The organism is Pantoea sp. B623 (assembly GCF_024814475.1).
GTDB classification, from domain to species: domain Bacteria; phylum Pseudomonadota; class Gammaproteobacteria; order Enterobacterales; family Enterobacteriaceae; genus Pantoea; species Pantoea ananatis.
Genome location: NZ_JANUXM010000004.1, coordinates 3,645,079 through 3,671,613, shown reverse-complemented (window position 1 = coordinate 3,671,613; position 26,535 = coordinate 3,645,079). Strand labels below are relative to the sequence as shown.

30 protein-coding genes are annotated in these 26,535 nt (G+C 52.7%); 2 read left to right on the top strand and 28 right to left on the bottom strand.

The window, feature by feature from the left end; genetic code table 11:
* Window positions 1-87 precede the first annotated feature (87 nt).
* From NXS97_RS19105 to NXS97_RS19030, 16 genes are read right to left on the bottom strand one after another with little or no spacing between them, the layout of a single operon-like run.
* Window positions 88-2,817 carry a hypothetical protein gene (locus NXS97_RS19105; RefSeq protein ID WP_259232736.1) on the bottom strand — a complete coding sequence of 910 codons (2,730 nt, stop codon included), beginning with the start codon at window positions 2,815-2,817 and terminating at the stop codon, window positions 88-90.
* A complete protein-coding gene (locus NXS97_RS19100; protein ID WP_259232735.1) occupies window positions 2,817-4,679 on the bottom strand; it encodes a hypothetical protein in 1,863 nt (620 codons plus the stop codon). The genes NXS97_RS19105 and NXS97_RS19100 overlap by 1 nt, the downstream gene beginning before the upstream one ends.
* A complete protein-coding gene (locus NXS97_RS19095) occupies window positions 4,679-7,189 on the bottom strand; it encodes a hypothetical protein (protein WP_259232734.1) in 2,511 nt (836 codons plus the stop codon). The genes NXS97_RS19100 and NXS97_RS19095 overlap by 1 nt, the downstream gene beginning before the upstream one ends.
* A gap of 12 nt (window positions 7,190-7,201) precedes the next feature.
* Entirely contained in the window at window positions 7,202-7,774 is a 573-nt protein-coding gene (locus NXS97_RS19090; RefSeq protein WP_210466991.1) for a hypothetical protein, read from the bottom strand.
* Window positions 7,774-8,238, bottom strand: a complete 465-nt coding sequence (locus NXS97_RS19085) for a hypothetical protein (protein WP_259232733.1) — start codon at window positions 8,236-8,238, stop codon at window positions 7,774-7,776. The genes NXS97_RS19090 and NXS97_RS19085 overlap by 1 nt, the downstream gene beginning before the upstream one ends.
* A complete protein-coding gene (locus tag NXS97_RS19080) occupies window positions 8,238-10,712 on the bottom strand; it encodes a hypothetical protein (protein WP_259232732.1) in 2,475 nt (824 codons plus the stop codon). The genes NXS97_RS19085 and NXS97_RS19080 overlap by 1 nt, the downstream gene beginning before the upstream one ends.
* Complete coding sequence (locus NXS97_RS19075) at window positions 10,712-11,317, bottom strand: hypothetical protein (protein WP_259232731.1); 606 nt, start codon at window positions 11,315-11,317, stop codon at window positions 10,712-10,714. Before NXS97_RS19075 ends, NXS97_RS19080 begins: the two co-directional genes overlap by 1 nt.
* On the bottom strand, window positions 11,317-11,643 hold the full coding sequence (gene gp10, locus NXS97_RS19070; protein ID WP_164482424.1) for a capsid staple protein: 327 nt from the start codon (window positions 11,641-11,643) through the stop codon (window positions 11,317-11,319). The genes NXS97_RS19075 and gp10 overlap by 1 nt, the downstream gene beginning before the upstream one ends.
* 48 nt (window positions 11,644-11,691) lie before the next feature.
* Window positions 11,692-12,060, bottom strand: coding sequence for a hypothetical protein (locus NXS97_RS19065; RefSeq protein WP_259232728.1), 369 nt, complete (start codon window positions 12,058-12,060; stop codon window positions 11,692-11,694).
* Between the two features lie 11 nt (window positions 12,061-12,071).
* Window positions 12,072-12,509: a Bbp16 family capsid cement protein gene (locus tag NXS97_RS19060; protein ID WP_210526309.1), complete on the bottom strand. Its 438-nt coding sequence runs from the start codon at window positions 12,507-12,509 to the stop codon at window positions 12,072-12,074.
* A 53-nt stretch (window positions 12,510-12,562) separates the two neighbouring features.
* Window positions 12,563-13,549, bottom strand: coding sequence for a major capsid protein (locus tag NXS97_RS19055; RefSeq protein ID WP_259232717.1), 987 nt, complete (start codon window positions 13,547-13,549; stop codon window positions 12,563-12,565).
* Between the two features lie 11 nt (window positions 13,550-13,560).
* Window positions 13,561-14,268, bottom strand: coding sequence for a peptidase (locus NXS97_RS19050; protein ID WP_259232716.1), 708 nt, complete (start codon window positions 14,266-14,268; stop codon window positions 13,561-13,563).
* Between the two features lie 8 nt (window positions 14,269-14,276).
* On the bottom strand, window positions 14,277-14,726 hold the full coding sequence (locus tag NXS97_RS19045; protein ID WP_259232714.1) for a hypothetical protein: 450 nt from the start codon (window positions 14,724-14,726) through the stop codon (window positions 14,277-14,279).
* Entirely contained in the window at window positions 14,726-15,031 is a 306-nt protein-coding gene (locus NXS97_RS19040; RefSeq protein WP_259232713.1) for a hypothetical protein, read from the bottom strand. The genes NXS97_RS19045 and NXS97_RS19040 overlap by 1 nt, the downstream gene beginning before the upstream one ends.
* Entirely contained in the window at window positions 15,028-16,692 is a 1,665-nt protein-coding gene (locus tag NXS97_RS19035) for a portal protein (protein ID WP_259232711.1), read from the bottom strand. Before NXS97_RS19035 ends, NXS97_RS19040 begins: the two co-directional genes overlap by 4 nt.
* A 15-nt stretch (window positions 16,693-16,707) precedes the next feature.
* The gene (locus tag NXS97_RS19030) at window positions 16,708-16,914 is read right to left on the bottom strand and encodes a hypothetical protein (protein WP_210466980.1); all 207 of its coding nucleotides are present in this window, start codon (window positions 16,912-16,914) and stop codon (window positions 16,708-16,710) included.
* A gap of 601 nt (window positions 16,915-17,515) precedes the next feature.
* Here NXS97_RS19030 and NXS97_RS19025 point away from each other — a divergent pair.
* Window positions 17,516-18,571 carry a hypothetical protein gene (locus NXS97_RS19025; RefSeq protein ID WP_259232708.1) on the top strand — a complete coding sequence of 352 codons (1,056 nt, stop codon included), beginning with the start codon at window positions 17,516-17,518 and terminating at the stop codon, window positions 18,569-18,571.
* Here NXS97_RS19025 and NXS97_RS19020 read toward each other — a convergent pair.
* From NXS97_RS19020 to NXS97_RS18965, 12 genes are all read right to left on the bottom strand, one after another.
* On the bottom strand, window positions 18,559-20,034 hold the full coding sequence (locus NXS97_RS19020) for a terminase (protein WP_259232706.1): 1,476 nt from the start codon (window positions 20,032-20,034) through the stop codon (window positions 18,559-18,561). The two genes, NXS97_RS19025 and NXS97_RS19020, sit on opposite strands and share 13 nt — an antisense overlap.
* On the bottom strand, window positions 20,027-20,605 hold the full coding sequence (locus NXS97_RS19015) for a terminase small subunit (protein WP_259232705.1): 579 nt from the start codon (window positions 20,603-20,605) through the stop codon (window positions 20,027-20,029). The genes NXS97_RS19020 and NXS97_RS19015 overlap by 8 nt, the downstream gene beginning before the upstream one ends.
* Window positions 20,606-20,700: 95 nt before the next feature.
* Window positions 20,701-21,045: a hypothetical protein gene (locus NXS97_RS19010; protein WP_259232703.1), complete on the bottom strand. Its 345-nt coding sequence runs from the start codon at window positions 21,043-21,045 to the stop codon at window positions 20,701-20,703.
* A complete protein-coding gene (locus NXS97_RS19005; RefSeq protein WP_259232702.1) occupies window positions 21,042-21,380 on the bottom strand; it encodes a hypothetical protein in 339 nt (112 codons plus the stop codon). Before NXS97_RS19005 ends, NXS97_RS19010 begins: the two co-directional genes overlap by 4 nt.
* On the bottom strand, window positions 21,373-21,792 hold the full coding sequence (locus tag NXS97_RS19000; RefSeq protein ID WP_259232700.1) for an HNH endonuclease: 420 nt from the start codon (window positions 21,790-21,792) through the stop codon (window positions 21,373-21,375). The genes NXS97_RS19005 and NXS97_RS19000 overlap by 8 nt, the downstream gene beginning before the upstream one ends.
* Entirely contained in the window at window positions 21,792-22,355 is a 564-nt protein-coding gene (locus NXS97_RS18995; RefSeq protein ID WP_259232697.1) for a morphogenetic protein, read from the bottom strand. Before NXS97_RS18995 ends, NXS97_RS19000 begins: the two co-directional genes overlap by 1 nt.
* The gene (locus tag NXS97_RS18990) at window positions 22,352-22,906 is read right to left on the bottom strand and encodes a hypothetical protein (protein WP_259232695.1); all 555 of its coding nucleotides are present in this window, start codon (window positions 22,904-22,906) and stop codon (window positions 22,352-22,354) included. Before NXS97_RS18990 ends, NXS97_RS18995 begins: the two co-directional genes overlap by 4 nt.
* A gap of 80 nt (window positions 22,907-22,986) precedes the next feature.
* Window positions 22,987-23,334 (bottom strand): DUF1064 domain-containing protein, encoded by a 348-nt coding sequence (locus tag NXS97_RS18985; RefSeq protein ID WP_259232693.1) that lies wholly within the window; start codon window positions 23,332-23,334, stop codon window positions 22,987-22,989.
* Window positions 23,335-23,574: 240 nt separating this feature from the next.
* Window positions 23,575-24,324, bottom strand: a complete 750-nt coding sequence (locus NXS97_RS18980) for a replication protein P (RefSeq protein WP_259232692.1) — start codon at window positions 24,322-24,324, stop codon at window positions 23,575-23,577.
* Entirely contained in the window at window positions 24,321-25,109 is a 789-nt protein-coding gene (locus NXS97_RS18975) for a DnaT-like ssDNA-binding domain-containing protein (protein WP_259232691.1), read from the bottom strand. Before NXS97_RS18975 ends, NXS97_RS18980 begins: the two co-directional genes overlap by 4 nt.
* On the bottom strand, window positions 25,109-25,318 hold the full coding sequence (locus NXS97_RS18970; RefSeq protein ID WP_210487290.1) for a hypothetical protein: 210 nt from the start codon (window positions 25,316-25,318) through the stop codon (window positions 25,109-25,111). The genes NXS97_RS18975 and NXS97_RS18970 overlap by 1 nt, the downstream gene beginning before the upstream one ends.
* A 171-nt stretch (window positions 25,319-25,489) precedes the next feature.
* Complete coding sequence (locus tag NXS97_RS18965; RefSeq protein WP_164482443.1) at window positions 25,490-25,717, bottom strand: hypothetical protein; 228 nt, start codon at window positions 25,715-25,717, stop codon at window positions 25,490-25,492.
* A gap of 154 nt (window positions 25,718-25,871) precedes the next feature.
* On the opposite strand from NXS97_RS18965, the gene NXS97_RS18960 reads away from it, so the two are divergent.
* Window positions 25,872-26,447, top strand: coding sequence for a helix-turn-helix transcriptional regulator (locus NXS97_RS18960; RefSeq protein ID WP_210466968.1), 576 nt, complete (start codon window positions 25,872-25,874; stop codon window positions 26,445-26,447).
* Window positions 26,448-26,535: the final 88 nt, after the last annotated feature.

The window sequence follows — 26,535 nt, the reverse complement described above, 5'->3', positions numbered from 1 at the left end:
TGACTACCACTACCCATGTAATGATTACTCCCGCTGTCACCAAAAAGAACCAACCTGCGATAGTCATCAGCTTAAAAATTATGTCCATCACTCTCCCACTGCCTTCTCGAAATCCGGTGCGCGTCGCGGTGATGTGTCTCCGGGATTCCACCAGCTGCTGACATCAAACTGATTCTGTGCCCTGTCGCGCACCCTGTCGTTATAGCCAGGATTTGCCATCTCCTGCAGTTGTTGCAGGATCAGGTGATTCGTTACAGCTTTCGTATACCACAGGTTAGCGAACGGGGTAATCATCCTGGCTGTTTTAATAGCGTCAGCACCGAATGATGTTTCTTCGCCCTGCATGGCCTTCTGTGGATTCGTGATCAGCAGCTTCATCAGTGATTCTGCCAGCCCAAGGCTCGGGCCGCCCAGTGTTGCCGCAATACTGGAACCGTATTGAGTATGGTCCTGAAACAGGAAGTCTCCATAGATTCCGAAACCGCCACCTTTCAGCGTGGCCCCCACCCATGCGCCTGGCTTTGTCATATCAATAGGGTCATTGCCTGACAACAGTGCATTCATCTGGTTTGCAAACATGCCGGTCAGAGTCGTGCCGCCGATATAAGCTGCCAGAAATTTAAGTGCCGGCACCCGCTCCAGATCCTGAGCACGCGTGACCATCTGCCGGAAACCTGCAAAAGGCGTGGTCTTGAACAGCATAAAACTTTTCAGCAACTCACCACCCTGATCCCGGGCGTAGGTGTCTATGCCTGTGGCCGTGGTGATAGCCTGTGTCATTTCCCCATGGGTTATGCCCAGTAGTTTTTGAGCCGCTTCAGCCCGCGCGTTACGCACCATACGATTAACTGTCTGCTCAACCTCTGCGTCATATGCCTGGCGCAGGTTTTTGGCACGCGAATCTGTCATAGCTCCCAGGCTGGCCAGTGCCTCATCTGCACCGGCGCGCACGCGCTCAATCTGCGGGGCCAGTATCTCCGTAACCCTGGCATCCGGAACAGCATAGATTGCGTCAGGGGTCATCCCCATGTGTCCGCCAGTGGTCATTGGCCTTAAATCTGCTGCAGCCATGATCGACCAGTCCTGCGCGCTCCAGCCTTTTTGTGACAGCAAAGCCTTATCACTGCCCTTAAGGTCGTCAATTGTGGCAAACCTTCGTGTCATATCACCAATATTTTTGTACATCAGCAGCCCGAATGCCGCCTTGTTTGCCCGGTCCATGGCAATCAGCCCGGACCATTTCAGCGTCTTCTCGGCGAACCAGCCGGTAATACCGCGCGTCAGGTCAAATCCGCCCATCTTCGATATCACAGCCGAGTGAGCATCGACCATCAGACCTATCTCGGCGTTGGCGCGTTTGGCGTCGCCGCTGAACAGGTTGCGTAAGGTGGTAGCAGACAGGCGCATCCCGTTGCGGTCAAACCCTAAAGCCTGTGCGGCCGCCCTCATTACAGCCTGATCGGATGTGGCTGTAATGACGCTTGATCCGAGCATGGCTGAGGTCATCAGATTACGGAGCCCCCCCACAACTGATGAGAAAACGCTGGTGCTGTTGACGCCATTCAGCCCCGCCATTGAGTCAAACATGCGATTGACCAGCTCACGCTCTTTATTCATTTTCTCAACCGGGCGGGCGGCGCCGTCAATACTCACTGATTTCTGATAGACGCGATCCGCAATTAACCGGAAGTTAGTGGCCGCATCTGGGCCAAAAGCTTTAACCACGCCCAGGTCGCGGGAGGCTGATTGCAGGTGGCCCATCATCACGCCAACAACAGGTTGCTGTGTATATTTCTCCATGTAGTTGAAATGACTGTCGGCATCTTTAAACGCCAGCACGCGGCTTTGTGAACCGCGATTTTTAATGCCACCAGTGCCGGCGAATGCGCCGGGCTCCAGCTTCTGCGCGCCGTCAGTGGCCTTACTCTCGAAGATGTATTCCAGCGCCTCGCGGTATTCCACATCGTTCATTGGCGTGCCGTCAGGGTTAACAAACTGCGTTCTGTCCTGGGTGTTATAAATATCGTCGACCCACTTACGGCGGGCCCAGTCGCCAGGAGGCATCCTGCCAGCAACTCGCGCCTGTAGCCTTTCGGCTGGTGGAAGGGTATTCAGCCAATCTTCCCGACCTGCTGCACGGATCATGTCGGCATCATCGACATAAGGCAGGTGCCAGTCATCACGCAAACCAATATCAAATCCGTTATCGTTCATTTCCTGCCGGGCGCGCGTAGTGATATCGCCCCAAATCTTCGCAACTTTTTTAGCCGCGGCGTTGCCCGTGTCCTCGCCATAAATTTCTTTAAGCAGCTGCAACTGATAGGACTTTCCCATGCGTGGATCGAATACATTAAAAAATTTCTGCACATCGTCACCGGCTGCCGTTATTTCAGCAGTCAGCTGGCGCGTCCAGTCCTGATAAGCTCCTGTTGCCAGCTCTTCGGCTGATACCACATCAATCTCTTTACCGTCAGAAACCTTTCGGCCGGCAAAAATAAACTGAGCCAGATTCTGCGGTGTCTGTTCCGCCAGCGGCACATTGCGGTTAAGTGTCTCGGTCACTTTGTTAATGGCTATGGCGTTCTGTGCCAGGCGCTGACGCTTTTTGAAAACGTCATGTACTACGCGGCGGGCAACAAGATCTGCGGCCTGCTTGTATGTCTCAGCATCAGGGATACCGCCTTTCCCATTTTTGGCATTGGTACGGGATAACTGCCGCACCGCTTCCTTAATCCGGTCCTCGATGTTTTTAAGTTCATCTGCTTTGGGCTGGCGGCCCAGCGTCTGGGTGATGGCATCAACACAGGCTTGTTTCATTATGAGTTCCTCAGGAAGCAGGTAGCGGCCACGCTGTATACGTTAGATTCTTTCTGCACAGTAGCGAGTTGATTATCCAGGTCAGCTAGTGCCTGTGCCAGGCTTACCTGCTCCCCTGTATCAGGATGACTTACGGTTATTTCGTCATTAAGGCGTGACATGTCACGGGCAATCATCAGGTCAAAGCTGTTGGATGAAAGCGTTTCACCCGAGTCAGGATCGATACTCACCTGCTCCGGGGCCAAAGTTTCAGCCTGGCGGCCAGAAGTGAAAGCGCTGTCATCCCTGACCTGGGGTGCCGGATTATCCTGTGGTGCTCGGGTCGTCTCGGGGATACCGTTATCGCGGTAGATTTCTGCCATGGTGGCGCGCTGCGCCTCGCCTGCGCTGATAGCGTCAGGATGGGGAACACCGGCAAGAGAGCGGACCTGCTCTGATACGTTAACAGGCTCCCCAGACATCAGCTGGCGCGATGCCTGATCCATAGCTGCTACATGACTGTTCAGGCTTGCGTTATCTGCATGCACTACAGGAGAAGATTCAAGATCGTAATAAAGCCCCTCATTCATCACATGGGCGGCATCTACATCACTTGGTTTAATCCCCGCTTCCGGTACCAGACCGCGCATGCTTTCTGGAACCAGCCCCTGCTCTATACGTGAAAGATCTGAGCGGGCATCGTAGAACCTGCCGCCCGGACTGCTGTCGGCCAGGGTTGCGCCGCGCTGATCAATCTGCTCTTTAAGCAGACCTATGCGCATATCCAGTTCATTCACCTGAGCGGTACGCTGTGCGCGGGCCTGCGCCAGTGCTTTGCCGCTGCCTGATAATGGCGTGTCCTTTATCTGCTGCAGCTGCGCAGTCGCCTGGTCATGCTGGTATTGCAGGTCGTAAACCTGCTGCGAAAGCGCCTTACGGTCACCACGACTGAGCACCTGATCAGACAGCTGCTGTAGCTCTGCCATGCGTGACTCGTAGGTAACTTCTGGCTGAGCGGGCACCGTGTCGGCAACCGGCGGCGCGTCGAGCGCGTCGTTAGCCGATGTTGTAGGCGATTCGGCATTGATCGTTTCTGGCGATGTTGACTGCGTATCAGCCAGTGCAGTGTCAGCGCGCTGTGCCGTTAGGTGATGTACACCACCAAACGTTGCGCCCAGCACACCATCCACCAGCATGGCCTGCTTATCCCATAAACGATATTGCTTTGCCAGTTCTTCATAGCCATTGGCTTCCAGTGTCTCGCCCAGGGCAAAACGGTTAGCCGCACCAAAACTCGTATTGATAGCCACGCCGGAAAGTAATCTCGTTGCCAGTCTGGCACCTAACCCAGCTGGTAGCGCCATCCCAAGCGCGTCTGCGCTGGCCTGTTCAAGCGCCAGCGTTCCGGCCGTATCTTCATCTACCCCTTTGGCCAGAAAGTCCTGCTTTGTGGATTCCAGGCTGCTGCCGAACGCGACTGCGCCACCCGCTACCGGTCCGGCAGCAACAGTTGCACCAATGGCTGGAGCAAAGCGGCCAAGTCCTTCAAGGATATCAGCAGCTATACCCTGGCTGTTTGGCGCTGGTTTGACGGCCTCACGCGCATCGTTGAGCGATTTCTGAACCTCGGTAAAGTTCTTGTCTACCACCTCATCCAAATCTGGCACGATGCCGCGTAGGCTGCTGTAGGTAGGGGAAAGCTTTGCGGCTTCAACACCGGTCTGTAACAGGCCGATAGATCCCTCTGCAGCACCACGGAAAAGCGCGGAGCCACTACCCGCATACCACCGTGGATCATAATCATCAGGCTGTGCTGGCTTTGCCGCTGCCTGATTATCTGCCCACGCCTGACCCTCTGGGGCCAGTGAAAATAAGTCAGACATTACTGGACCCTCACTGTTACAGGCGCGCCGGTGCGTGGGTCTGTGGCCCAGCGACCGCTGCCGGTCACCAGCCGGTACTGACTGTCACCGACGTTAACCGGAATAAAATTGTTCTGCCCGGATGGATTGAGTCCGGCGGCCTTTAATGCTTCGCCTGCTGCAGCAGTGTATTTATCCTTAAACGTCGATTTATCCATGCCAAAAGGCATCACCACATCACCGCCATTGAAGCCTTTGACAACCCCGCCGGTTGCCATTTGCACGGCCTTTTCAGCAATGTCGCTGTCAACGTTTTTGGTGTTCACGCCATCATTGTCACCATTGGTATAAGCCAGACCTGCATAGGCAGATTTATAGATAGACCATGCCATCTGGCGCGCCTGGGGGTTGTGTGAGAACGATGATCCGACAGCATCATCAAAGGTCTGTTTCAACTTGTCGTCCGATGGCAACCTGACCGGGCTGATGCCAGCCTCTTTCTGTGCCTTGGTCGGGTTGATCAACTGGTCGCCCTGGAGGATGGTTTTAGCCACGTCATACTTATTCATCGTTGGCTTGTAAGGCACAAACTGGCTGTACGGGATGACAGGAGAGCGGTTGTCATACTGATTATCAGGCTTGCCAAGGATCAGCGCTGAATACGCTGTTGCTGCGCTGTCAGGCGCTATAGCTGAAGCGACTTTGCGCAGGGCATCAGGCTGGAGGTTACGGCCAAAGCTCTGTAACAGCGAGATTGACTGGTTGACATCCGTGGTGCCACGCACCTGATTGCTGACATTTGCCGCCTCTTCCCGGGAAAGGATTGGGGCATTGATGCCAATTTGCTGCAACTGGCCAGATGCCGCTGCGCGGTTTTTCACTTCTGCGGTAATGTCCGCCGGGCTGCTTCCTGTGATCGGTTTGTATGCTCCGATGTCCATAGCAGCCTGATAGGGATTTGATTCGCGCATTGAAATGACCTGCTTAGCCGCGGCGGCCACGTGGTCATAAGCGCCTGAACGGCTGGCAAACCCTTCACCGTTGCCTAACTCGGTTTTAAGCCCGGCAACATACTGCTGAATGCTGGCTGTCGGCATGGTACGGAAAGAGCCAATATACTGGCCGGCAACACGGTCATTCTGCAGATCGTTGAATCGCTGCGTGCCCTCGCGGTAACCCCAGGCGGCGATAAGCTGCTGCTGTGACGGTGGATTGCTGAACTCAACCCCTTTCATGTAGGCAGCTTTTGCATCGGAAAGCTGATCGGTAAGCTGCGCCTTAAGCTGTGTCTGCGCCTGCCCCTGCATTGATTTTGCCTGGCGCAGATAGGCGGCCTGTGCCTCGGGCGAAGCAGAATCAAAGGCAGCGTTGCCAGTATAGCGCTTTGGTGTATCCAGTGCCGTCAGCCCAAGAGCAGCACGGATCCCGGTATCAAGCTGGTCGGCGCTGTATGGCACGCTCCCGTTTTCATGTTTGACGATGCCAGTTGCCAGGCTCTTGAGTACGTTGATATCTGTCAGGTTTAGCTGGTCATCAGCCTTTACACCCAACTGGCTGCACAGCGCTTTCACATAGGCCGCTGTGTTGTTGCCGTCGCTGGCGGGAGCCCATCGGTTCACTATCTCGTTGACAGTATCGTATCCCTGACTGCCATACGACATGAGGTTTTTACCCAGCGCGCGGATACCGTGTTCAGGGGTGACGAATTTTGCAAAGCGCCCGTCACTTCCGGTCTGCCCGTCCCATGTGTTTTTACCAGCTTCAATGTTGCCAGGGTTATTATTACGCAGCCCCCGCGCATCACCGATTGAACCGGAAACGCGGACCGCTCCGGCATAATCCCCCGGCTCACCGTTCCGGCTGATGAAGTCCATATAGTTCTGCGTAGACGCGTCGGACAACGCACCATCAGCTGATTGCTCTTTCAGTTTATTTTTCGCGCTGGCACGCTCTTCATCACTCCAGCCATGAGCGTCAGCAAACTGGTCTATCGCTGTAAAGCCCTGCTTCACGGTCGCAGTGAATGCCTGTGGGTCGTTGTACTGCCCCTGAGCAGTTGTCACTGTGGCCTGCTGTAACGCCTTAAACTGGCCTTCCTCGTACTCTTTGACCTGACCAATCTCATACGTGTTAGCCTGCCGCTTATACTGCATACCGGCCTGATTGATCTGCTGCATGAACTGCGGCCGCATTGACTCCGGCACCTGCTGCGAAAGTTCTTCAGCTTTGCCACGGATATTAGACAGGACCAGTTCTGACTGACCTACTGCATTTTTACCCTGCTTAGTGTACAGACCGTTGTCAGTGTTATTGAACTGATCCTCAGCGAAAGACTGAAACTGAAGCAAAGCATTCTGGCTCTGTGCGACATTCGCCTTGTGCTGTTCATCAGCAAGAATACCGGCAATCCGGTTACCGGTTTCTGCCAGACCGGCCCCGAAATTATCAGGGCTGGTCTGTACGCTTACCTGTGGTGCTGGCAATCCCTGGTCACTGGTCTGCCTGGAGTTATACGTAGGTACCGTTGGCATGGTTTTCAGTCCTTAAAAGGTAAAGCTGTTGCTGCCATAACGACTGTTTTTCAGTCCGCCAAATGCGTTTGAGTTAGTGGAGCCGCCGACAGAAGAAGATGATGAGAACGGGCTTTTACCACCCGCTGACGAATATCCCGAATAAGCACCCAGCGCCCCATTAAGCAACGTCATGCCCGCCTGCTGATTTCCAAAAGAGCTGAGCGCTGAGGCCTGTGAACGGCTACCCGCAGCCTGCGTCTGGAGGCCGTAGGCCTGGGCTTTGGCATTGTTCACTGTAGTCAGCGCGTCAAGCTCGCCCATTTGCGCAGTATCACCAAAGACATCAATGGCTGTTCCGCCGCCCAGGTCGACGCCGTTGGCTGCCATAGTCGCAGCCTGCGTTCCTGAAAGCTGGCGGGCTCGGGCACGCATCTGATCTGCCTGCGCGTTACCAGCATTTATTGCGGCGTCGGCTGATTTCTCCTGCAGATCAGCGTTGTAGTTGGCAAGCTCTGACTGATATTTAGACTGCTGGCGCTGGCTGTAGGCAGAGGCTGCCGTAGCTGCAAGCATGGCCACACCGATAGCAACGGGTCCGCACATTATTTTCTCTCCAGGGTGAAGCGGTGAAACAGCATGCCGTTGGGTCCGGCCGGTGCTGGTTCATCAAGTTTGAATCCCAGCCAGTGCAGCCATTGTTTGGCCGCAATGTTTCTGGCATCTACATAATTCTCAAGACGAGGGAATGACTCAAGGATGCCAGCGAGCAAAGAGCGACTGTGGCGAATAAAAACGCGGGAATGGGTTTCAAGCTTGTCTGAGGCAATCAGCCATGGCGTTCCATAACCGGTTAAAATACTCGCTGGCGTCACACCAAAAACAGCAACCACCTCACCATCGACCAGCCCGGCCCAGCAAAATGCAGACCGGTTCAGTCCATAGTCCAGTACCTGCGCAGGCGTCATTGACCAGCCTGATTCAAATTCCTCTATGTCGGCCTGTCTCACGTTTGAGACAAGTTCGGCGGCATGCTCCGGCGTGGCGGAAACTATGGAAACCTCTGGCATTATCTTCCCCCCACTGACACAGACGGGATTACAGCCAGGATTGAGAGTGGCAGCGGATCTTCCTGGCGAACATACACGCGTCCACCTTTTCCCCAGTTAGCATCAATGCTGATATCGATCGTTCCGGTAGCATCCTCAACGGGGTTGTCATAAAACTCATATTCCCGCTGCGCATACTCGTAAAGGTTTTTGCCGTCGGTACCGGCAAACACACCCCGGCTGGAGTTGACCAGCAGGCTAACCTGAGAAATGATCATTTTTTTATCAAGCAGCGTTTCCTGTCCGGAAATATTCACGTCCAGGGTTTCAAACTCTGCTGTTACCGGGAGGCCAATATGGACGACGGCACCCGGCGCACTGATATCAACAGCGCCGCCAGTTACGGTTTTCTGAGGCTCAACGTTGCCATCTGACAGGATGCTGACTGTTTTACCTTCCAGATGATTAAGCCCTGAAAAATGAGATACAGCTTTACCCCAATTCGTAACTGGAAAATTCTGCAGCATTACGGGAATATCGTGGTTAGCGGTGACAGAAGCCTGGTTAGACGAAATAATGGCCCCGATTTTTAACCGAAGGACTTTATCAACGAGCTCATCATCCTCAACCTGCTGGTAAGGTATGTGGATTTCTTCACCGACATTGGCCGATGTGAAGTAGGCAGAACCAGAGGCACTCAGCGTCAAAGGTGATGACCATTTCCAGGTGCCATCAGCAGTGCCAACAGTCATGGCCCGTGACGAGTCAGTATTACGGCCATCGTAGCTCAGTCCACAATCGACGAAAAAAGCGTCAACGTCTGAACTGAATTGCCGCGTTGAAAGCCGTTCAATATAGCGACGTGACTGTCCATTAATGGTCCGCTGAACGGTGAAATAAACAGCATCCTCTGTGCCTTCGCTGATACTGCACGTCGACTCAAATTTCCCATCAGTAGGCTGCGGTGCCCACGCAAAAACCTGCTGATCGCGCAGGTAAGTCAGGGTCAGTAACATGCCATCGTTACGAATAGCCCAGGCTGCTGAGTAAGGTACGACAGAGAATGACCAGTCAGTAAGCTGGTAACCCTGAAACAGGTGATTAGCCAGCACGGTAAGGTCGCTACCCTGATAGCTATCGACGTCGAAGGAGTAAGCCAGATCACGCACAACGCTGCCTTTCTCCTGGATAAACAGAGCGATATTACTTACTGTGATGGGCGGTGTTGAGCTGGCGCCGTCGGCCCCCTGTGAGCTGAAAGAGAAAGAACTTGGCGTAAGCACCTTGTTCTGGTCGCCGTTAATCTTGAACTGGCCGCCTGACGTCAGTGCAACCAGGGATCCTACATCAATCAGGTGGCGTATTTCGTTTACCTGACGGCCGGCATAGGTGTATGTAATGCGATCATCGTCAGCAATGGGTGAGCTTTTGCCAAAGTCCTTATAATCTCCCGACCGGCTCGACCAGATGGTTTGTGGTGCGGCGCGCGATGCGGCGAAGAAAAGGCGCTGCTGATAATAGACCACCGTGCCAGGGTAGCCATTGGCGCTGTTCCAAGCGAAGCGGGCCCATTTATATGAGGCGTTACCACTCCCAACAACGTTAGACGGAATGCGGGATATCACATCAGCAGTTGCTGACAAACCATTTCCTGCAACCGCAGTAATTCTGCATATACCAAAACCTGACTGTAGGTACTCCCATTGAACGCCAGTATCTCCATCGCCGCTACCGCCCCACCCATCCCAGGCCATTCCTTCAGTGTGTGAAGGTCTCAAGCTACCTGTCTTGCCTGCTGTATTTGCACGGTAATAATTGTTTCCAGCTCGTCTTACAACCCCTACAGATACAGACTTGCTAGTTTCCCAGACTGGAACAGAATCAACAGCGGGTTGCTCCAGGTAGAAAAGTTTGCCGTTTTGCTCAGATCCAAAAATAGCGCTGCTTGCAGTCAGTGTGATCGTGCCGGTTTCGCCACTCGCATAAACCTTAACGGACTTATTGATATTGACGTCTTCGAAAGGCCCGTTGCTGGTTAATACTTCTACCAGCGCCCAGTTATCGTGCGCATAACGCTGCAACTCACGGGGCGCATAGTTGGGATGGCAGATTGTCATTACGTCGGCTGATTGCGTGTACTTCAGTTCAAACAGATCGGCTTCCTGATACGGGGTGGCAATCTCATAAACAGCACCCGCAGAATTCAGCACCTGGCCGCCGTCTTTGAATACACGCATATAACCGTCACCAAACTCCAGCGCATAGGTTTGGACAGTAGAAAACTGGAAAGGAATCAGGCGGCATTTTTTTTCAGGGTATTTTGCCTCTGCAATGAAGCGCGTGCCGGGGCGGTTCTCTACGCCGCCATACTGGCGCACAATGAAGTTACGGCACCGGCGAAGGGATACGGAATATTTTGCCAGGTCAATGCGGCCGTATACGTTTGGTGCAATCTCTCCACCGGCAAATGAGGGCTGGATGATACTGTTGGACATCAGCTTAACCTCGCACTGGTGAATTCGCTCTGCGGCTCTACAGGTTCCTGGCTCTCATTCATTGAGTGGCTGCCCGCGCTGCGAATAATCTGCGAATACATTGTCAGGCAGTTCTGGACAAGATTGGGAGCTGATGCCAGTGGCATTCCGATTTCGCTGGCCAGCTTCCATGACAGCGCGCTGCGGAACAGCGGGTCAAACATATTGGGGTCTGAAATATCACTGACGTAACGGAGCCAGGCATCAGGCTGATCCGTGTAAATCAGTCGTCCTGTACCTTCGGAATCCGAGCCTGTCTGATATTCAATACGGCAACGTTCCGGGGGGTTACGCATGCCAGGCACCATGATATCGACGATGCGCTGGCAGTCAGTAGGGTAACGGTAGGCATATTGCCAGTCGCTTGGCGCTGCTCCTGTGTCGGCCAGCGCAACGCGTTTGATAGCAAAGTTCCAGTCAAAGTCTGCAAGCACCTCAAGGCGGGCAGACTCATAGTGCAGGTCGCAAAGGCCCGCCTCTTTGCTTTTCTCAGTCAGGCTGTTGATGGTGCGGCTGTTGCCCAGGCGACTGAGTGCAATGTTGCAGATTTCGATGACCGATGCCATTAATCGTCCTCCGATCCGTACAGCGTGTCGGCCGCTGTTTTTGGCGGAGTAGCGTCTGATTTTTCCATGCCAAAGTCAGTGATCTGTAAGTCGACCTGACTGTGCGAATCGCTGTTTTCTGACTCGCGAACGCTCACGCCAACGACTTTAGCCAGTCCGCCCAGTGCCATCATGTCGCCAACCTTTGGCAGATCGATACCGAGTTTTTTTAGTGCATCGCTGTTCAGCGTAATACGTAAACCCCACGGGTATTCGTCGCGGGTTTCAGTCTGTCCGTTTTCACCTTCCACTGACTCGGTGCCGGTTTTCATGTTGACGACTTTCATAAAATGCTCCTGAAAAAAGGGGCCAACCGGCCCCTGTCTTATCGCCGGTCACAGACCGAGTTCGATTCGCTTCGCTGCAATTTTTTCGCGGAGGGTATCGGCTTTGAAGTTGAAGTGAGGCTTCTCGTTAAAGAGTCCTTCATATTCTTCTCTGAGTTTGTCCAGATCTTCATCACCCTGACCGTTTCCGCCAGCGGGTGGCGGGTTGTCGATTCCGTTTGGCACGATGACTTCAACAGCCTTACCTTTCTTCTCGGCCTTTTTCTTTGCTGCTTCAGCAGCAGCGTTCAAAGGCTCCAGCGCGGTGCCCGGCTCGCCGTCATACTCAACTTCTGAGCCTTCTGGCCACAGGTTGTTATGAATGTGGGACAGGCGCATAACGCGATACTTCGCCTTTTCTTTAGTGACTTCTGACATTTACGCGCCCCTTAACCAGTGATGCGAGAGCGGATCGGATACGGTGCGTTGTTATCCACATCCAGGTTAATACCGGCGGTAAATGCGCCAGCAGTCAGCGGACCGGTGCCAACAACGTAGTTCACGCGCAGATAGCGCTGAACACCTTGGGGAACCTTCTGTGACATGACACGCTTGCCAGCAGTCAGCGCGGACAATGCCAGATCACCCGTAGAGGTGAGCGTGGTCCAGGTGCTGTTATCAGGGCTGGTCTGCAACTGAATGTTGACCGTGGCTGCGCCAGCGGCGGCCGCAGTGGTATTCACGGTCGCCCAGAATTCAAGCGGGTAGCCAACGCCGATGTCACGGCGCGTGCCGTCGATTGGGCCCAGGTCAATAACGTCGGTTGAAGCAGCAGAAGCGGTCACCGCCTGTGCTTCGGAGAACATCAACAGTTTGTCGAGGATCATCTTTATTTCTCCATTAGGCGGGCTAGGTATCAGCCCGCCGGATTAGTCAGGGGTTAAACTACGCGCGCTTCTGTTTCGAGAATCGCATCAGTTTCACGAATCGGGACGCCACGGAAAGCAGTCCACCATTCGCCTTCAGTTTCTTTGACGCTGATGGCCAGAGAGGGTTTGTCCAGTGACTGGAGATCCAGCGCCTGGCCAACTGTTCGGTTCATGTAGAACACCGGCTTGCCCATGCCGCGGTTAGGGATGCGATGCAGCGCTTTAATCATCAGGGTGACGATATTGGCAGCGGAACCAGCAACAGACAGATCGCTCACATCGATATTTGCAATGCGAACTACATAGCGCCAGTCACGCAGAGTCAGACCGTTATCCCACTTATAGTGAGAGCGGTAACCCTGGTATTTACCGCCGTTAGCATCAATGAGGGTTTGCTCACCCAGATCCTGATGCTGTAGACCTGCTTTCTGGCCTTTCGGGAAGATGCCGTGAACAGTGTTTTCACCCCACACCACCAGCCAGATAGACGTGTTATCGGTGCCGGTACCACCAGCGTCAATAATGTTCTGACCGTTGCCAGCAGCTTTGGTGGAATAGCGTGATGACAATCCCATGAACTGCTGGGGGTTAACACTGGTGTCACCATAGAACAGCGTCTGAGCCATCTGCTGGTTCATCGCTTCAATAAACGCGCGGTCTTCAGACAGGCGAAATTCATTGGTGTTACCGTTCAGATCAGCAAGAGATTTATCAATCTCTGCATAAGCTTCCAGCATGCCGGCTGCATCGGTGACCTGCACGGTAGTGGATTTGCTTGGCTGCACACCGTAGTTAAGTAAACGCCAGGTTGCCGTTGGTAATCCTGAACGCACAGTGGTGCGGTGACCGGTAGGAAGGTTACCCTCGACAAAAAGCATATCGTCCAGGATCGGGTTGGTTTGGCCCAGCAATTCGATAATCTTATCGATTTTGCCGTTCCCATCTACGCGCTTACCCCAGTCAGCCAGCGTCAGCGCAGTTAAGCCTTTAACAGCCATAATTTTTATCCTCAGTTTTTGCCATAAAGTACGTCGGCCGCCGAACGCTGGCCTTTCTCATTTGACGTGACCAGGCTGTCCTCAGACATGGCCGCGCCAACCTTCACAAACACACGGATCAACTCTGGATGGTTGCCCATGCCGCTTGTCTCTAAAAACTCGCGCAGTTGCGGCGTGGCGAATTTATCCATCGCCTGCTTAGCGCGGGTCAGATTGGCTTCAAATTTTTCGCCGCCGATCTCTTTATCTTCTTTGGTCGCGGTGCCCCAGTCGGCAACCTGCTTTTGCCAGGTGTCTGCCTGCTGCTTCATCAGCTGCGGCATGACTTTTGTGCCGTACAGATCGACCAGTTTTTGCGCCTGCTCCTGTGACAGGTTCAGTTCGCGGGCTATAGGTTCAAACTGCTCTACCGCTGCTTTATCCAGCTCGCTGCCTTCGGGAGCTTTGAACTCGTAGGCTTCTGGCGCGCCTTCTGGTTTCTTCTGTTCTTCAGGCTTTTTGCCTTCGCCATCGCCTTCTTTGCCCGCCTCACCTTCCGCTGGCTGACCATCATTTCCTTCAGAACTAACGCCTTCTGTGCCTGATGGCTGGTCAGTTCCGGTTTGTGCTGTCTGTTCTGCCGATGGCGCGCCTGAATCGGCACCTGCTGCTGGAGCTTCGGCCCCGGCTGCTTCCGACTGAAACCGGACGTTGAAAATCTTGCGAAATAACGCGTTCATAAAACCCCTTAGACGATCGCTAAATTGGTGACTGAACCAGCCGATACAGTGCTGGTGACTTTTCTGTTTGTGGTGCCAACCGCCAGAATTGCGTTATTGGTGACGGGCACGCTGTTAATGACCTGACCGTTTGCCAGGGTGGCCACGGCTGGATCGAGCTTCAGAACCGGCACACCGTTGACGATGGAAATCTTGTGCGTACCGCTAACCGCGACGCCGGCACTGTTCTGCACGGTCACGCTGTCACCATCGGTCAGCAGCTTCTGATTGGCAGCCAGCACAGAGCTGTCGCCCATTACCATTGCCTGAAAGAAGTCATAGCCACCCTGAGAACTCGATGAGCTACGAATCTGCACGGCGCCGTAAGGCTGATAGCCCTGCTTCAGCATCGGTGGCAGCATTGTTTCCAGCTCTGCAATGGATGACGTGCGCACAAACTTAATGTCGGTAAAAGGCATCAGGGTTTTTCCTCGCTCTCTCCGGCTTCTTTAGCCATGGTCAGATAGAGATCAGGGCAGTGCTTCATAACGTCAGTGAACAGTCGCAGGCCTTCATTGCGACGCCCTTCGTTGAAATTGGTATAGTTGTTGTCGCCTGTAAAAGTGACTGAGAACACGCCAGCACTTTCCAAAACCTTCCAGATGACGCGGCGGCCCTGCGGGCTTTCCATGACGTGAATCAGATCATCGCGCTCACGTTCTGCGGCTAGGCGCTGCTGTAACTGCTGGTCTGCCAGCTCCTGGCTTTGCTCGAAATCAGTCATTGCTGTGCTGCTCCCGCTACGGCGGTCAGGCCGTTCTGGCCTTCAAGATTCGCCTGACTTAAATCCTTGGCACCGCCGATAGCCTCGCGGGCCATCTGCATCTGCTGTGCCATCTGCATCTGTTCCGCACGCTGCTGACGAATCTGCTGCACCTGCTCTTCGGGAACGATGACGGTTGGCGATACGCCGATAGAGTCGCCATAGCTGTCGATGAGTTTGTCGACGTCGATTTTGTCCAGCGCTTCCGGTTTAGCCTGTGCCATGCTGCCGACGAATCCAACAAAACGCTCCATGCTGCTGACGCCGATAGACTTCTGCGCCTGGGCCATTACCGAGATATATTCAATGCGCAGCGCGGTACCCTGGAGAACTTCCGGCGCAGGTGGCAGCATGCCCTTGCGGGACATGATGGCGAATACCCGGTCGATAAGCGGATCGAGAAACTCATCATTCAGGCGCTCAAGCACCGGGCCGAGCATCAGCAGTTTCTCTTCGCGTAATTCGTTAACCGCTTCCACTGGCATGGAGCGGGTATTGATGGTTTGCAGCATCAGGAACAGGTCGACAAAGTAGGCGCTGCGGATAGTTTCGCGCGTGTCCTGAATGTCGTTCAGCAGGTCACCGGTGTTCGGATTGACCATGTAAAGCGGCTTCAGACCGTCCTGCCCTGTCAACTGATCGAGATAAGTCACAGCACCAGGCAGTTGAGATATCCGTTGCTGTTTGAGCGATGAAGGCCCAACCAGCGGTGGGTTTGTCGCTTTATCGATGAGCTGGCTTTTACGCTTCTGCTCAAGCTGCAGCGCTTTGACCTGGCCTAATGCGGTCATGCCCGGGCAGTTGCTGCCATACGCATCCTCGCCATTCACTTCCCAGCGCGGTACCAGGATGGGGAATTCATCAAATCCTGATTCACGCAGTATCTTGTCATCGCCGGCGCACTCGTAATACACAGAGCTGTAACGCTTGTTTTTGGCGTCCAGCTTTCCGGTATCGCGGTTTACGTTGGGATAAACGGCGTGCATGACGTCGTGCCATGTTTCTGTTGAGCGCGTATTCCACTGGCCTTTAACGGTTTCACTGACGTTATCCAGGCCGAACTGCTCCACCAGCTGGCGGGTAGTCATGCGGAATTTGCGGAATACAGTGTCAACGCTCAGACGAGAGCTGTTTGATACGTAGTAGCTCCCGATTGGAAACGGGTACGTGCGGATAATGTCCTCGTCATCTTCCAGCACCGCCATGGCTGCCGTGCCGTAAGTGCCAAGCTGCGCATAGACGATCGGCAATGACTGATAGAGATTCGATTTATTGAAAATCTCATTCATGCGGCGCTGAACATCTTCCAGCCAGACTTTAACAGGACCGTAATCTTTCATGGCTGGATCTGAAACTGACAGCGTGAACCACGGGCGCGCGGGGCTGGTTATGCCGGACATCATGCCGCTGGAGAGTGTGCGCTCAGCCAGTGTGCAGGTAGGGTCAACAACCTGCGAGTTGCGGCGGTTATCACGGTTTGCATCGGAAACGAGGAAGCGGCTGGAGCGCGGGCTGATGTAATCAGACAGGTCACGCCAGTGGGGATCGAATGTTGTCCGCTCCTGATTCAACAGGCCGAACTGTTTGTTTAATCTCTGCTTCAGCGTTTCTTGCTCAGCCATGATCGCCCCGGTTTATTACTGACCGAGCAGCGTTTTGCTGCTGGTGTTGGCCTGAGAAGTGACGCCCTGTGAACCGGTCAGGATGGTGGAAGCACGACCGGCAGCAGCGCGGCGGCGGCGTTCTTCCTCATCGCGGGCGTTGACTACAGCCGTATCCTGTTCCTGTGGCGCAGCCTGAATTGCAGGCGCTGATGGTACTGACGGTTTAGAACCCACGCACATGTCGGTAACTCCTTTGGATAGTTACCAAAATTAAACCACATACGCATTATTTTAACCACTATACAGAAAATAATTTGACATAAGTTACCATAATGGTAATAGTTAAGCCGTGGAGAGCGCTGACACGTCGGCCATAGCCCGGATTACCGTAGCAGTATATTGGGCTTAAAAGTAAAGGCGGCGAGCCGGTGGAAGGCCGGCATAAGGGTTTCATGTACCGAATGAACACATGGTGACGCGGGGAAAGAACCGTGACAGGAGGGAAGTAGACCCCACGAACACATCAGGCGAGAGCATTTGGCGGGCGTTCAGGCGCGCCACAGAGGCGCTGAGTGCTCTCACCGATGTGCCGAAGTACCGTTATGCTGTGTTGGATTTGGGCGGCTCAACGTTTTACCCAATTTGTCGTTGATGCCGCCATTTTTTTGATACAGGCATAAGCCTTTGAGAGGGTTTATATCTGTGTCCGAAGAGTCACAATCCTGAGTCTGTAATCTGGTTGGCCCGCTTCGTGCGGGCATTTTTTTACTGTTAAGACTATTCCTAATCGTAATCACAAGGTAAGATTCATTAAAAATCATTACCAATCTGGTTACTCCTCATGAGCGAAGCAGTCAAAGAAATCACATCAGCACTCAAAGATATTTTCATCAATCCAGTTAAAGAAGCCGTCATTTTTCGGGCTAAGAACAATTTCTTCGGCAGTCTGGTCATAACGTGGATTGCATGGAACTGGGAGAAGATAGCCTTCTTATTCATGTCGAACATGTATATAGCTGAGAGAATTGATTACATTAAAAATCATTTCCCATCACCCAGTGAAGACCATTGGTGGATATTTCCTTACTCCTATAGTATTTTTTGGCCGGTCGCGATAGCAACCACATTTACTTTACTCTACCCATTCGTTATGCACCGCCTTGCAAAAATACATAAATCCATTTTAGATGAGATTGAAGTTTTCAATATTGATAAAGAAGAAGAAAGTTTAGATAGAAAGAAGAAGGTTATAAATCTTGCTGAGTCCATCGAACTCGAAAAATTAAAAGTTCGTGCAGAAAAAAACCGAGAAATGGAAGAAGATAATGAGCGCGCGGCAAGAGCCAAAAAGAACACGCAGGATCTTAATGCTACATATTATGAATTAACAGAGTCTGTAAGTAAGCTTACTCAGGATAAAAATAATCTTGTACTTAGTCTTGAACACCAGGCAAACAGAATGCAGCAGGCGACTGATGAATTGGCAAAGCTAAATGAAAAGCTAGGTCCAGCATCTGAGCGTGAGAAAGTGACTGACTCTCTGACAAAGAGAATCATTGACCAAGAGGTTATGATAAAGGAGCTTGAAATAAAAAATGAAGCCACATTCAATGAAGCCTTAATGTTAAAGACCAACTTAACGAAAAAAGTTAACGAAGCAAAAAACTTACAACTGATGCAAGATGAAGTAAATGCGTTCGTGGAGCAAAACAAACAAAAAATAAACATGTTATTTGATATAATTGAAAGATCGCAATTAAACACTCCAATGAACATGAGATCTAATTATGAATATATTAAACTCAACCTCCTTAACTTTGCTAATAATATTCCGCAAGGCGGACCAGCCAAAAATGAACCCGACTTGCATGCCGAATCTGGTAATCAACAAGAATAAGGATCATATTCTGTTTCACTGCGGCCTTGCTCCTGACTGCCAACATACTGCAGCTTTTTAACCACAGGAAAGGCGAACGTAAGCGCCAGTGCGTCGGCGTCGTTCGGTGATTTACCCAGGCGCTCTTTGATACTCGCCTTATCCTCCAGCACGATGCGGCTGTCTTTCAGCCTGACCTTGTATTCTGCCGCTGACAATTCCTCTGCCACCTGCTGGCTGTCAAGTTGGCCGCCGTCTTTCAGCCAGGTCTTAACTGCGTTGTACATTTCGCCACGCTTGTTCGCCATCTGAGGGTCTGTTGATCCCGAGCCAAACTGTATCAGCTGCCAGTTGCGGCCCCAGTTATCGCCAACGGATTTCACGCCCGTTCCGTAACCGTAATCGATGAATACCGCATCGGCCTGATACTGATCCTCAAAGCTCGATATGATTTTGGCAAACCATACATCATCGGTCGTGCGCTGGTACTCTCCCAGCTTCTTACAGTGCAGCCCCTGTCGCAGGTATATCACCGCAGGGTCGCCGCCCTGGTGCGCGGGGTCAACGCCGATAACAGTGGCCGCATGCGCTATCTGACCTGGCGTAATCACCCTGCCTACGGCCGAATCGGTCAGTCCTGTAGGGATAAACTGGGCCTCTGAAGCCGACGGGAACAGGCCGCGCACACGCACTTTCACAAAGTCGCTGTCCTCGCCGTAGTCGTCTACCCACTTCTGAATCTGCTCTTTGTTGGTGCCCTCTACGGTGCGGCTGTCAATCTGCGCGGTTTTCCAGCGGTGGCGCAGCTTACGGAAACACTCACGGAAACGGCCGGTGTTACGCGTCGGGTTACCGAACGCCACCCAGATTATTTCCGTGTTCTCATCGGTCAGCGCACCCTCGGCAACCTCCCATACCAGATCGGCGATGTTGGATGCCTCGTCGAATATCAGGATGATGCGCTTACGCTCGTTGTGCAGGCCAGCGAATGCCTCTGTGTTGTTCTCTGACCACGGAATGGCATCAGCGCGCCACGACTTGGCATGCGACGGATCGTTGCTGTAAATCGCTGTGGCGGTGCAGGTGAACCAGTCCTGTGTGATGCTCAGGCGCTGCCACTTGGCAATCTCTGGCCACGTCTTGGTGCGCAGCTGGTTTTCGGTGTTGGCTGTCACCACCACCTTGCAGTCCTCGCAGGTATCCATGCCCCACTTGACCAGCATCGAGATAAACGCAGATTTCCCGATCCCGTGCCCGGATGCGCGCCCAATCATCAGCGGCTGGTGCCGTGTTTCCGGATTCTGCAGGTGATCGCCAATCTCTTTAAACGCCTGCTCCTGCCATTTGCGCGGGCCTTTCGAGTAAGCCAGGTCGGTGCCCTCTTCGCCCCAGGGGAATGCGTACATTGCATAGCCGTATGGGTCATGCGTGAAGGCGCCAATATCTTCTATCAGTTGGGCCTCAAGCTGGGCGGCGCTACTCATCTTCACCACCTTTAGCACTGGCGGCGCGCTTGCGGGCGGCGGCCAGCTTGTCGGCAAGGCTCACGTTTATGTTAAGCTCCTGCACCTCTTTGAACGCGCTTACACCTACGTGCTTACCGATCAGTTCAAGGTTTTTCACCTTGTCCGGCCACTTCACTTTCTGCATGGTCGATTCGATATCTTCCTGCCCGTCAGCGCCTGCCATACGGATCCGGTTAATGTCCATGGCGCTGAGTGACGTTCGCCAGACCTTTGGCCACTGGCTCACCGGTTTCAGGCTGCCTTCGTCTGTGAGGATGTCTAGCACGTCCATCTGGTCAATCTCCACCAGCCTTTTCAGCACATAATCGGCGTCAATCTTTGTCCGGCGGCTTCGCGCCTGGCGCAGGTGAGCGATGCGCTCCTGAATGCGCGGATCGGCTTCAAGACGACTTGCGGCCTGCGCTGCTGTGGCTGCTGAGTAGCCGGCGGCAATAGCGCAACCTGTCTTGTCATCGGGGTTCTTGATACGCTCTTCGCAGTACCGCACCATCTGTTCGGTCAGCGGCTTCGTGGATTGTGGCTTAGGCACTGGTAACACCTCGCAATATAATTACCGTTTTGGTAATCATACCATGCAAAAAAAAACCACCAAACTGGTGGCCTGATTTATTTAGGTTCGTGTCATCATTCGTCCGGATTTCTGCCAGGCGCAAGCCGGTACCCTTCATCCTCTTTTTTCCCGTGGTGCTCATAAGCAAAATTGAAAGCCTCGTTTTCGGTGTCGAAATACTGATTCGTTATCTCCTGCCATTTGACTGCCCCTCTGCACCAGCGCACATCCCACTTGTCATCTTCACGCTGCCAGATGGCATAGGCGCCAATAAAACCGCCATCCGGTTCTGGCACCTTGTCGCCCGGCGACAGAAAGTAAAAATTAACGCCGCCGCTGATGAATGTCCGCATATAAAAAAGCCCCGTCGAATACCTGAATGCAGTATAGACGAGGCTGTTTTTGCCGTGACATGTCACAGTGCTAACTTGGTTTCATGCCATCCAAGACTAACCCAACAGGCTGACTCTTCTTTGAGTGGGCAATCCTGCACAGGCAGGCAATCACCACACTTACCGCACTGGCGCTTCATCATCGATTTGAACCGGCTACGGACACGCGCATCGTCCTGGCGAATAAGCAGAGCGATATACTCTGCCATTTCGTAGGGCTCGCGACCTGGACGGCGAGCGGCACAGTTCTGCTCAAGCATCGCCAGTTCCTGCTCATCGAGAACAATTTCCAGCTTTCTGACACCTGCAGCGGCCTGCCTGGCACGCTGCGCGGCTTTGCGTTCGGCGGGGGATTTAGGCATCTGCTGTCTCCCGATAAACCTCAAACCAGAACACCACGGGTTTATCTACCACCTCAACCAAGCCGAAACGTTCCGCTGTGCGGAAATTGACGCTGTACAATCTTGCCCGCTCTGCCTGCGCTGCTATTTGCTCTCTAAAACACTCCAGGGTGAAAGTAGCCTTGAAGAGATTGCAAGGTGCGCATGCTGGGAATAGGTTTCCGATAACGTCATTCTCGGGACGCCAGTGTTCTCCTGTTGCTACTGTCCGGCGTGTTCCATCCTGGCGGCGAGGGCCAAACTCCCATTTTCGCAATGCAGCCTCGACATGATCCGCATGCCACCCCTTCTCAGGAAGATCACAGCCGCAGTACGCGCATTTGCCGCCGAATTTAAAGCGCAACTCAGCGCGCTGTTTTTTAGTAAGCGCCATCACTCCACCTCCACGCGCTTAAACTCAATAACCCACACCCACGGATTAGCCTGCCAGCTGTCAGCACCGTAGATGGATTGCCAGAGTTCAGCAAAACGTCTTGTGGCGTCTTTCGGTGTTGGCTGAGATTCGTCGTATGCATAGAGATGACCAATACCTTCAGCCATAGCGTCTTGGTTGGTTATATCCTGCAACCGCTCCACACGAACGCCGGTAATCTCCAGCGTTATGCGGGAAGCCCAGCGCGGCATGTGGATTGATGGACGCCAGCGACCTTCTTTCGGCCAATCGTCTGGAGTGGTGGCACGATAAGCAATATCGTGGGTATCCTGGTCAATGTTGTATCGCGCCCACGTCTCACGCACCCACAGGCGATCACCTACTGCACCGAACGGGCAAACCAGCTCTTTCCCATGACCGTCTTCATAGCCTGATTTAACGAAGACTGAGTTGCGAACACCGGCATGCGGCTGAACCTTCAAAATTCGACGCGTCTGCGTCTTCCCGCCGTCCAGAACTGCACGAACCATTTCGGCGTTTAAGAGGATTGGGCACTCTTTCATTTGGCACCCGCCTTATCCGCAGTGTCATGGGTGCCGGAGCGGAGGATTTCGACAAAATCATCCACTCGCTCTTTTATTTCTGAATGGACAATACCCGCAGCCTCCGAACTGTCATCAAATGCGCGAATGTCATTCAGTACATGAGCGACGTCCCGCAAAGATTTATTCCAGAGATTGGATACCGCATCCGCCCGCACTGAATTCAGGTAAGTGTCGGTGACTGGGGTCTCTACGGATAGATAGACAGGCTTTTCGCCAAAAACATCATTTGGCATAAGGCTACCAACGCGCCCATTGGCAACATCTGCTACGTCAGCATCCTTCACATATCCGATAAGATTTTTACATTTAAGCGCCGCATTCTCTGCCGCCATCGAATCCAGCTTCTGTTGCAACTCATCACCACGGATGATCGAGCACTCCAGTCGGCTGGCCAGTTCACGCAGCAATTCAGTGGCCGGCGATTCGAAGTTGGCAGCTATGCCGTGAGCAATAGCGATTAACTCACTACCGCTTTTCGAGTTAACATCACTTAACTTGTTATTTTCCATAAATATTTTTCACCTCAGACCGTTATAAGAAATCACGTTTTTGTCACTTAACACGCTTTTTACTACTCTGATTAACCTGTTTAAAACTCTTCTACATCCCAGCCTGTCGCCCTGGGTTTTGGGTAAACGGCTTTGAAAACGAACGGGTACGCGTCTGCGGCGACCTTCATTTTCACCCGGGCGTCATCGCTGAAAATCCGCTTTGATCCTTTCACGTCGTGCATTTCAAGCTGGCCACTGGCGTACATCACGGCGAAATCCACGGTGATAAAGCAGTTGTCAGCAAGGCGCAGCTTAATCCCTTCGAAGCGGTACCAGACGACCTGCCCGGCGCGCCTGAGCAACTCCAGGTGGTTTGCGTAGGCGCTTTCGGTTTTGTTCATCTGGCCGGTCTTGAGTCGACCCAGCGCATGTAATCGTTTATGCATCGTGTTACCTATCTGGTTACTATTACCAATTTGGTAATAACTGGCAAGTAAAAAAATGCGCACTTTTGCGCTTTCTTCGTATTCCTCTAAAACGCGCTGTAATGCATTCTGAGACGTTTTTAAAACTCATAGCCCGTTTTTAAAACTCATAGCCCGTTTGTAAGTTGTTACCCCGTTCAATTGAATCTGATTGCGCTGGCGAAGGATTTGTTACCATTTCAGTAATTATTTATCCCATGACTACGTTTTAAGACCCATTGCCTTACGCCTTTTGTATTCCTCCAGCAGCCATTGTGCCGGGGTGACACTGCCCATATGAGCCGCGTTCGGCATGTACTGGTATTCGTAATCCTTCGGCGACGGCTGATGCGCTGCTGCCCTGGGTTTGGATTCAATCATCTGTACTGGATCGGGAACCTGCTCACCTGCTGCTACCTTCTTCGACCACTCGTTCAGCTTGCGGGTGATGAACGTTTCAACCTCTGATTCCGTCATGCAGCGCTGGATCATCGCCTGGCGCGCATCGGTGATCACCCAGTACAGAACCGGCTTTGACCAGTTGAATTGCTCGGGCGACTTAGTCAGGCCTCGATCACGGTTGTAACGGTGAAACTCTGCCATGGCTTCTTCTGTGGTGACACCCAGCACTGTCGAGCTGTCTTTGCACCAGGCGACAAATTTACCCGGTGAAGGCATGTAGGGCGTTTGCTGCCTGCGGGCATGCCGCATGCCTGCATCAATCTGCTGCATGGTGGTGATCCCGTTCTCCATGAACGATCTTACCCACTGCTGACGGAAGGCATCGATATCAGACTGCGCTCTGAACGTAGTGCTGCTGGCCGGGAACGCGGCGCGCAGCTGGTCAAAAATGCCATTGAACAAGCTGGCGGCATGATCCCACTCTTCGCGAGAGTTGTTGCCTGATGCCATTGCCGAATGCGCTGGCTGATTGAAACTGAAATTCTGTAAGTGCGTTGTGATGTTGTTCATGCGTATTCGTCTCTGATTGGGTGGATCCAGTCTGTGTTATTGAAGTCGAGGCCTGTTTTGCCTTTTTGCTTGGCCAGGTCGTTTTTGATGCGTTCCAGCTGGCGGGCAAACTTCTGCTCCCACTGGACGTGAGTGAATGCTTTACCCTCCCCGATCCAGTAATCGAGGAACGAGGTCAGATGCTCAGGCTTAAATTCATCAGGATTTAAAATCACTCCCCACTGTGCCGCTTTCATGAAAAAGTCAGGCGATGGAACCCAGTCACGCGTCAGCATGAATTTTCCAGAAGGGACGTTCACCGGTTGAACCTGTGACGGATGTGAAACCTGACTCGCAGGAAATTTTTCTTCGCGCGTTATATAAGGGGTTTGATCTTTATCTTCTCTTCTCTTCTCTTCTCTGGTCCGCAATTTGTCCGCTTCTGATGCGGACGTTTTGGAGACATTTCTACGCTCTCTTTTGCGATCTGCATCCTGTGCCCTTCGCTTTGCAGACTGGCCGTTATGGGCATCGAAGCGAGGCATGACAAGGCTTTCATCGGATTCTTCAAGCCAGCCAACATTAATCATTGCGCGAGAAAATCCAGGAAAGCCGATCAGGTCGTCGAGTGTGTCCGGACTGTATCCTTCGAGAAAACCATCAACAGAATGGACATCGAAAAGACACCATGCGGAATGTAGTCCGCCAACTATCCGCAATCTGTCCGCTTTCAATGCGGACGCCATGCGGACAACTTTCGGATGCGTATGAAGATCGGCGCGCATCTTGATCCAGTCTCCAGCCATCAAATCACCCCCAGCGAATTACTATCCGCGGCGCTCTCCATGATTTGCTTTATCTCAGCCTGGCGACGCAGGCTGGAATTCATCGCGCACTCCACGCAATGGCCGTTATAAACGTAACGCTCGCTTTTATGGCCGTGCTTACACAGCTTGCCGGTGTAGTAACGCTTCAGACCCGCTTTTGCGGCATCCATGCGAGTAATGATTTTCATTTGGTTACTTCTCCTACGTTTACTATTACGACTATTTTTAACTTTTATTCAGACTAATCAAGTACTATTTGCATATTTGGTAACGATTGGTTGTTTTGTAAGGGAATTTAGGAAGTTGCAGATATAAAAAAACCGCCATAAAGGCGGCTTTAAAGCGTGGCGGGTAACAGGTCAGGCAGCAGAGTAGAAGAAGGATAGCAGCCTTTCAGTGGTAATAGCCGGATCGATTTTGGCGCAGGCTTTTTGTAACCCTGTCATGTAGTTACGCGTCGGAACGCGGCGAGCATAAACCAGATGAGTCCTGATGTAATGCGTTGTGGTACCAGCCTCTTTAGCCAGTTGCTTCTTTTCTTCAGTCGACAAACCCTGCCAGAACTCTTTGAAGTCAAACGGCTCCATGTGGGCCTCCAGATAACGATTTCAATCATCGAATTGTTACCTATGCGGTAGCGTTTCGCAACACTAATTACCAATCTGGTGCATTTACCAGAAAGGTAACATCGGTTTAAATGCACTCAGTCATCACTAACCTAAATCTGAGCACCAGGAAAAAATGAAACCTATCTCCGGGATCCGTAAAGCGAATCTGATTTATTTGCTCGAAGCCCGATTTGAGGGAAATCAGACTAAAATGGCCCAGGCCCTGAACATGCTGCCAAACCTCATCAGCAGGTGGACGCGTGACAAACCTATGGGCAGCGCTGCAGCACGCAAGATTGAGCGCCTTCTGAAGCTGGAAGATTACTGGCTCGACAATGACCGCGATAATGTCATGCCTGCCAATCCCGATGTAGAGATCCGTGAAGTCCTGGCAAACAACCTTCGCGTCTGGATGGATAAATCTGAGAGCCTGAGAACTCAGGGAAAACTGCACCAGGCCAGCGGCGTTACCCAGTCCACTATCGGGCGCGTTCTCAACCAGGAAATCGACCCGACAATCAGCACGGTGAATTCGATTGCCAAAGGTTTCGGGCGCCGCGGTTACGAGCTGCTTATCCCGGCACATGACGATCGCATGATTGACTATGACCGTGACGCCTATTCAAAGCTGGATGCCTCCGATAAAGAGAAGATCAGCAGCTTTGTGTCATTCGTTATCAGCCAGGCAAAAAGCACCAGCGATAACTGATCCATCCGCAAAACAGAATCAGCATACCCAACCCCCGTCGCATCACCATCGCAGTAACTATTACCTTTTTGGTAATTTTTTCTCTCGT

Coding starts and splice junctions, on each gene's coding strand:
- NXS97_RS18985 (WP_259232693.1), bottom strand. CDS start 23,334: ATGCATAAACGATTACATGCGCTGGGTCGACTCAAGACCGGCCAGATG.
- NXS97_RS18975 (WP_259232691.1), bottom strand. CDS start 25,109: ATGGCTGGAGACTGGATCAAGATGCGCGCCGATCTTCATACGCATCCG.
- NXS97_RS19025 (WP_259232708.1), top strand. CDS start 17,516: ATGAGCGAAGCAGTCAAAGAAATCACATCAGCACTCAAAGATATTTTC.
- NXS97_RS18980 (WP_259232692.1), bottom strand. CDS start 24,324: ATGAACAACATCACAACGCACTTACAGAATTTCAGTTTCAATCAGCCA.
- NXS97_RS18970 (WP_210487290.1), bottom strand. CDS start 25,318: ATGAAAATCATTACTCGCATGGATGCCGCAAAAGCGGGTCTGAAGCGT.
- NXS97_RS19075 (WP_259232731.1), bottom strand. CDS start 11,317: ATGGCATCGGTCATCGAAATCTGCAACATTGCACTCAGTCGCCTGGGC.
- NXS97_RS19020 (WP_259232706.1), bottom strand. CDS start 20,034: ATGAGTAGCGCCGCCCAGCTTGAGGCCCAACTGATAGAAGATATTGGC.
- NXS97_RS19080 (WP_259232732.1), bottom strand. CDS start 10,712: ATGTCCAACAGTATCATCCAGCCCTCATTTGCCGGTGGAGAGATTGCA.
- NXS97_RS19040 (WP_259232713.1), bottom strand. CDS start 15,031: ATGACTGATTTCGAGCAAAGCCAGGAGCTGGCAGACCAGCAGTTACAG.
- NXS97_RS19105 (WP_259232736.1), bottom strand. CDS start 2,817: ATGAAACAAGCCTGTGTTGATGCCATCACCCAGACGCTGGGCCGCCAG.
- gp10 (WP_164482424.1), bottom strand. CDS start 11,643: ATGAAAGTCGTCAACATGAAAACCGGCACCGAGTCAGTGGAAGGTGAA.
- NXS97_RS18960 (WP_210466968.1), top strand. CDS start 25,872: ATGAAACCTATCTCCGGGATCCGTAAAGCGAATCTGATTTATTTGCTC.
- NXS97_RS19090 (WP_210466991.1), bottom strand. CDS start 7,774: ATGTGCGGACCCGTTGCTATCGGTGTGGCCATGCTTGCAGCTACGGCA.
- NXS97_RS19065 (WP_259232728.1), bottom strand. CDS start 12,060: ATGTCAGAAGTCACTAAAGAAAAGGCGAAGTATCGCGTTATGCGCCTG.
- NXS97_RS19055 (WP_259232717.1), bottom strand. CDS start 13,549: ATGGCTGTTAAAGGCTTAACTGCGCTGACGCTGGCTGACTGGGGTAAG.
- NXS97_RS18995 (WP_259232697.1), bottom strand. CDS start 22,355: ATGAAAGAGTGCCCAATCCTCTTAAACGCCGAAATGGTTCGTGCAGTT.
- NXS97_RS19050 (WP_259232716.1), bottom strand. CDS start 14,268: ATGAACGCGTTATTTCGCAAGATTTTCAACGTCCGGTTTCAGTCGGAA.
- NXS97_RS19005 (WP_259232702.1), bottom strand. CDS start 21,380: ATGCCTAAATCCCCCGCCGAACGCAAAGCCGCGCAGCGTGCCAGGCAG.
- NXS97_RS19030 (WP_210466980.1), bottom strand. CDS start 16,914: ATGTGCGTGGGTTCTAAACCGTCAGTACCATCAGCGCCTGCAATTCAG.
- NXS97_RS19045 (WP_259232714.1), bottom strand. CDS start 14,726: ATGCCTTTTACCGACATTAAGTTTGTGCGCACGTCATCCATTGCAGAG.
- NXS97_RS19095 (WP_259232734.1), bottom strand. CDS start 7,189: ATGCCAACGGTACCTACGTATAACTCCAGGCAGACCAGTGACCAGGGA.
- NXS97_RS19000 (WP_259232700.1), bottom strand. CDS start 21,792: ATGGCGCTTACTAAAAAACAGCGCGCTGAGTTGCGCTTTAAATTCGGC.
- NXS97_RS19085 (WP_259232733.1), bottom strand. CDS start 8,238: ATGCCAGAGGTTTCCATAGTTTCCGCCACGCCGGAGCATGCCGCCGAA.
- NXS97_RS18990 (WP_259232695.1), bottom strand. CDS start 22,906: ATGGAAAATAACAAGTTAAGTGATGTTAACTCGAAAAGCGGTAGTGAG.
- NXS97_RS19035 (WP_259232711.1), bottom strand. CDS start 16,692: ATGGCTGAGCAAGAAACGCTGAAGCAGAGATTAAACAAACAGTTCGGC.
- NXS97_RS19100 (WP_259232735.1), bottom strand. CDS start 4,679: ATGTCTGACTTATTTTCACTGGCCCCAGAGGGTCAGGCGTGGGCAGAT.
- NXS97_RS19060 (WP_210526309.1), bottom strand. CDS start 12,509: ATGATCCTCGACAAACTGTTGATGTTCTCCGAAGCACAGGCGGTGACC.
- NXS97_RS18965 (WP_164482443.1), bottom strand. CDS start 25,717: ATGGAGCCGTTTGACTTCAAAGAGTTCTGGCAGGGTTTGTCGACTGAA.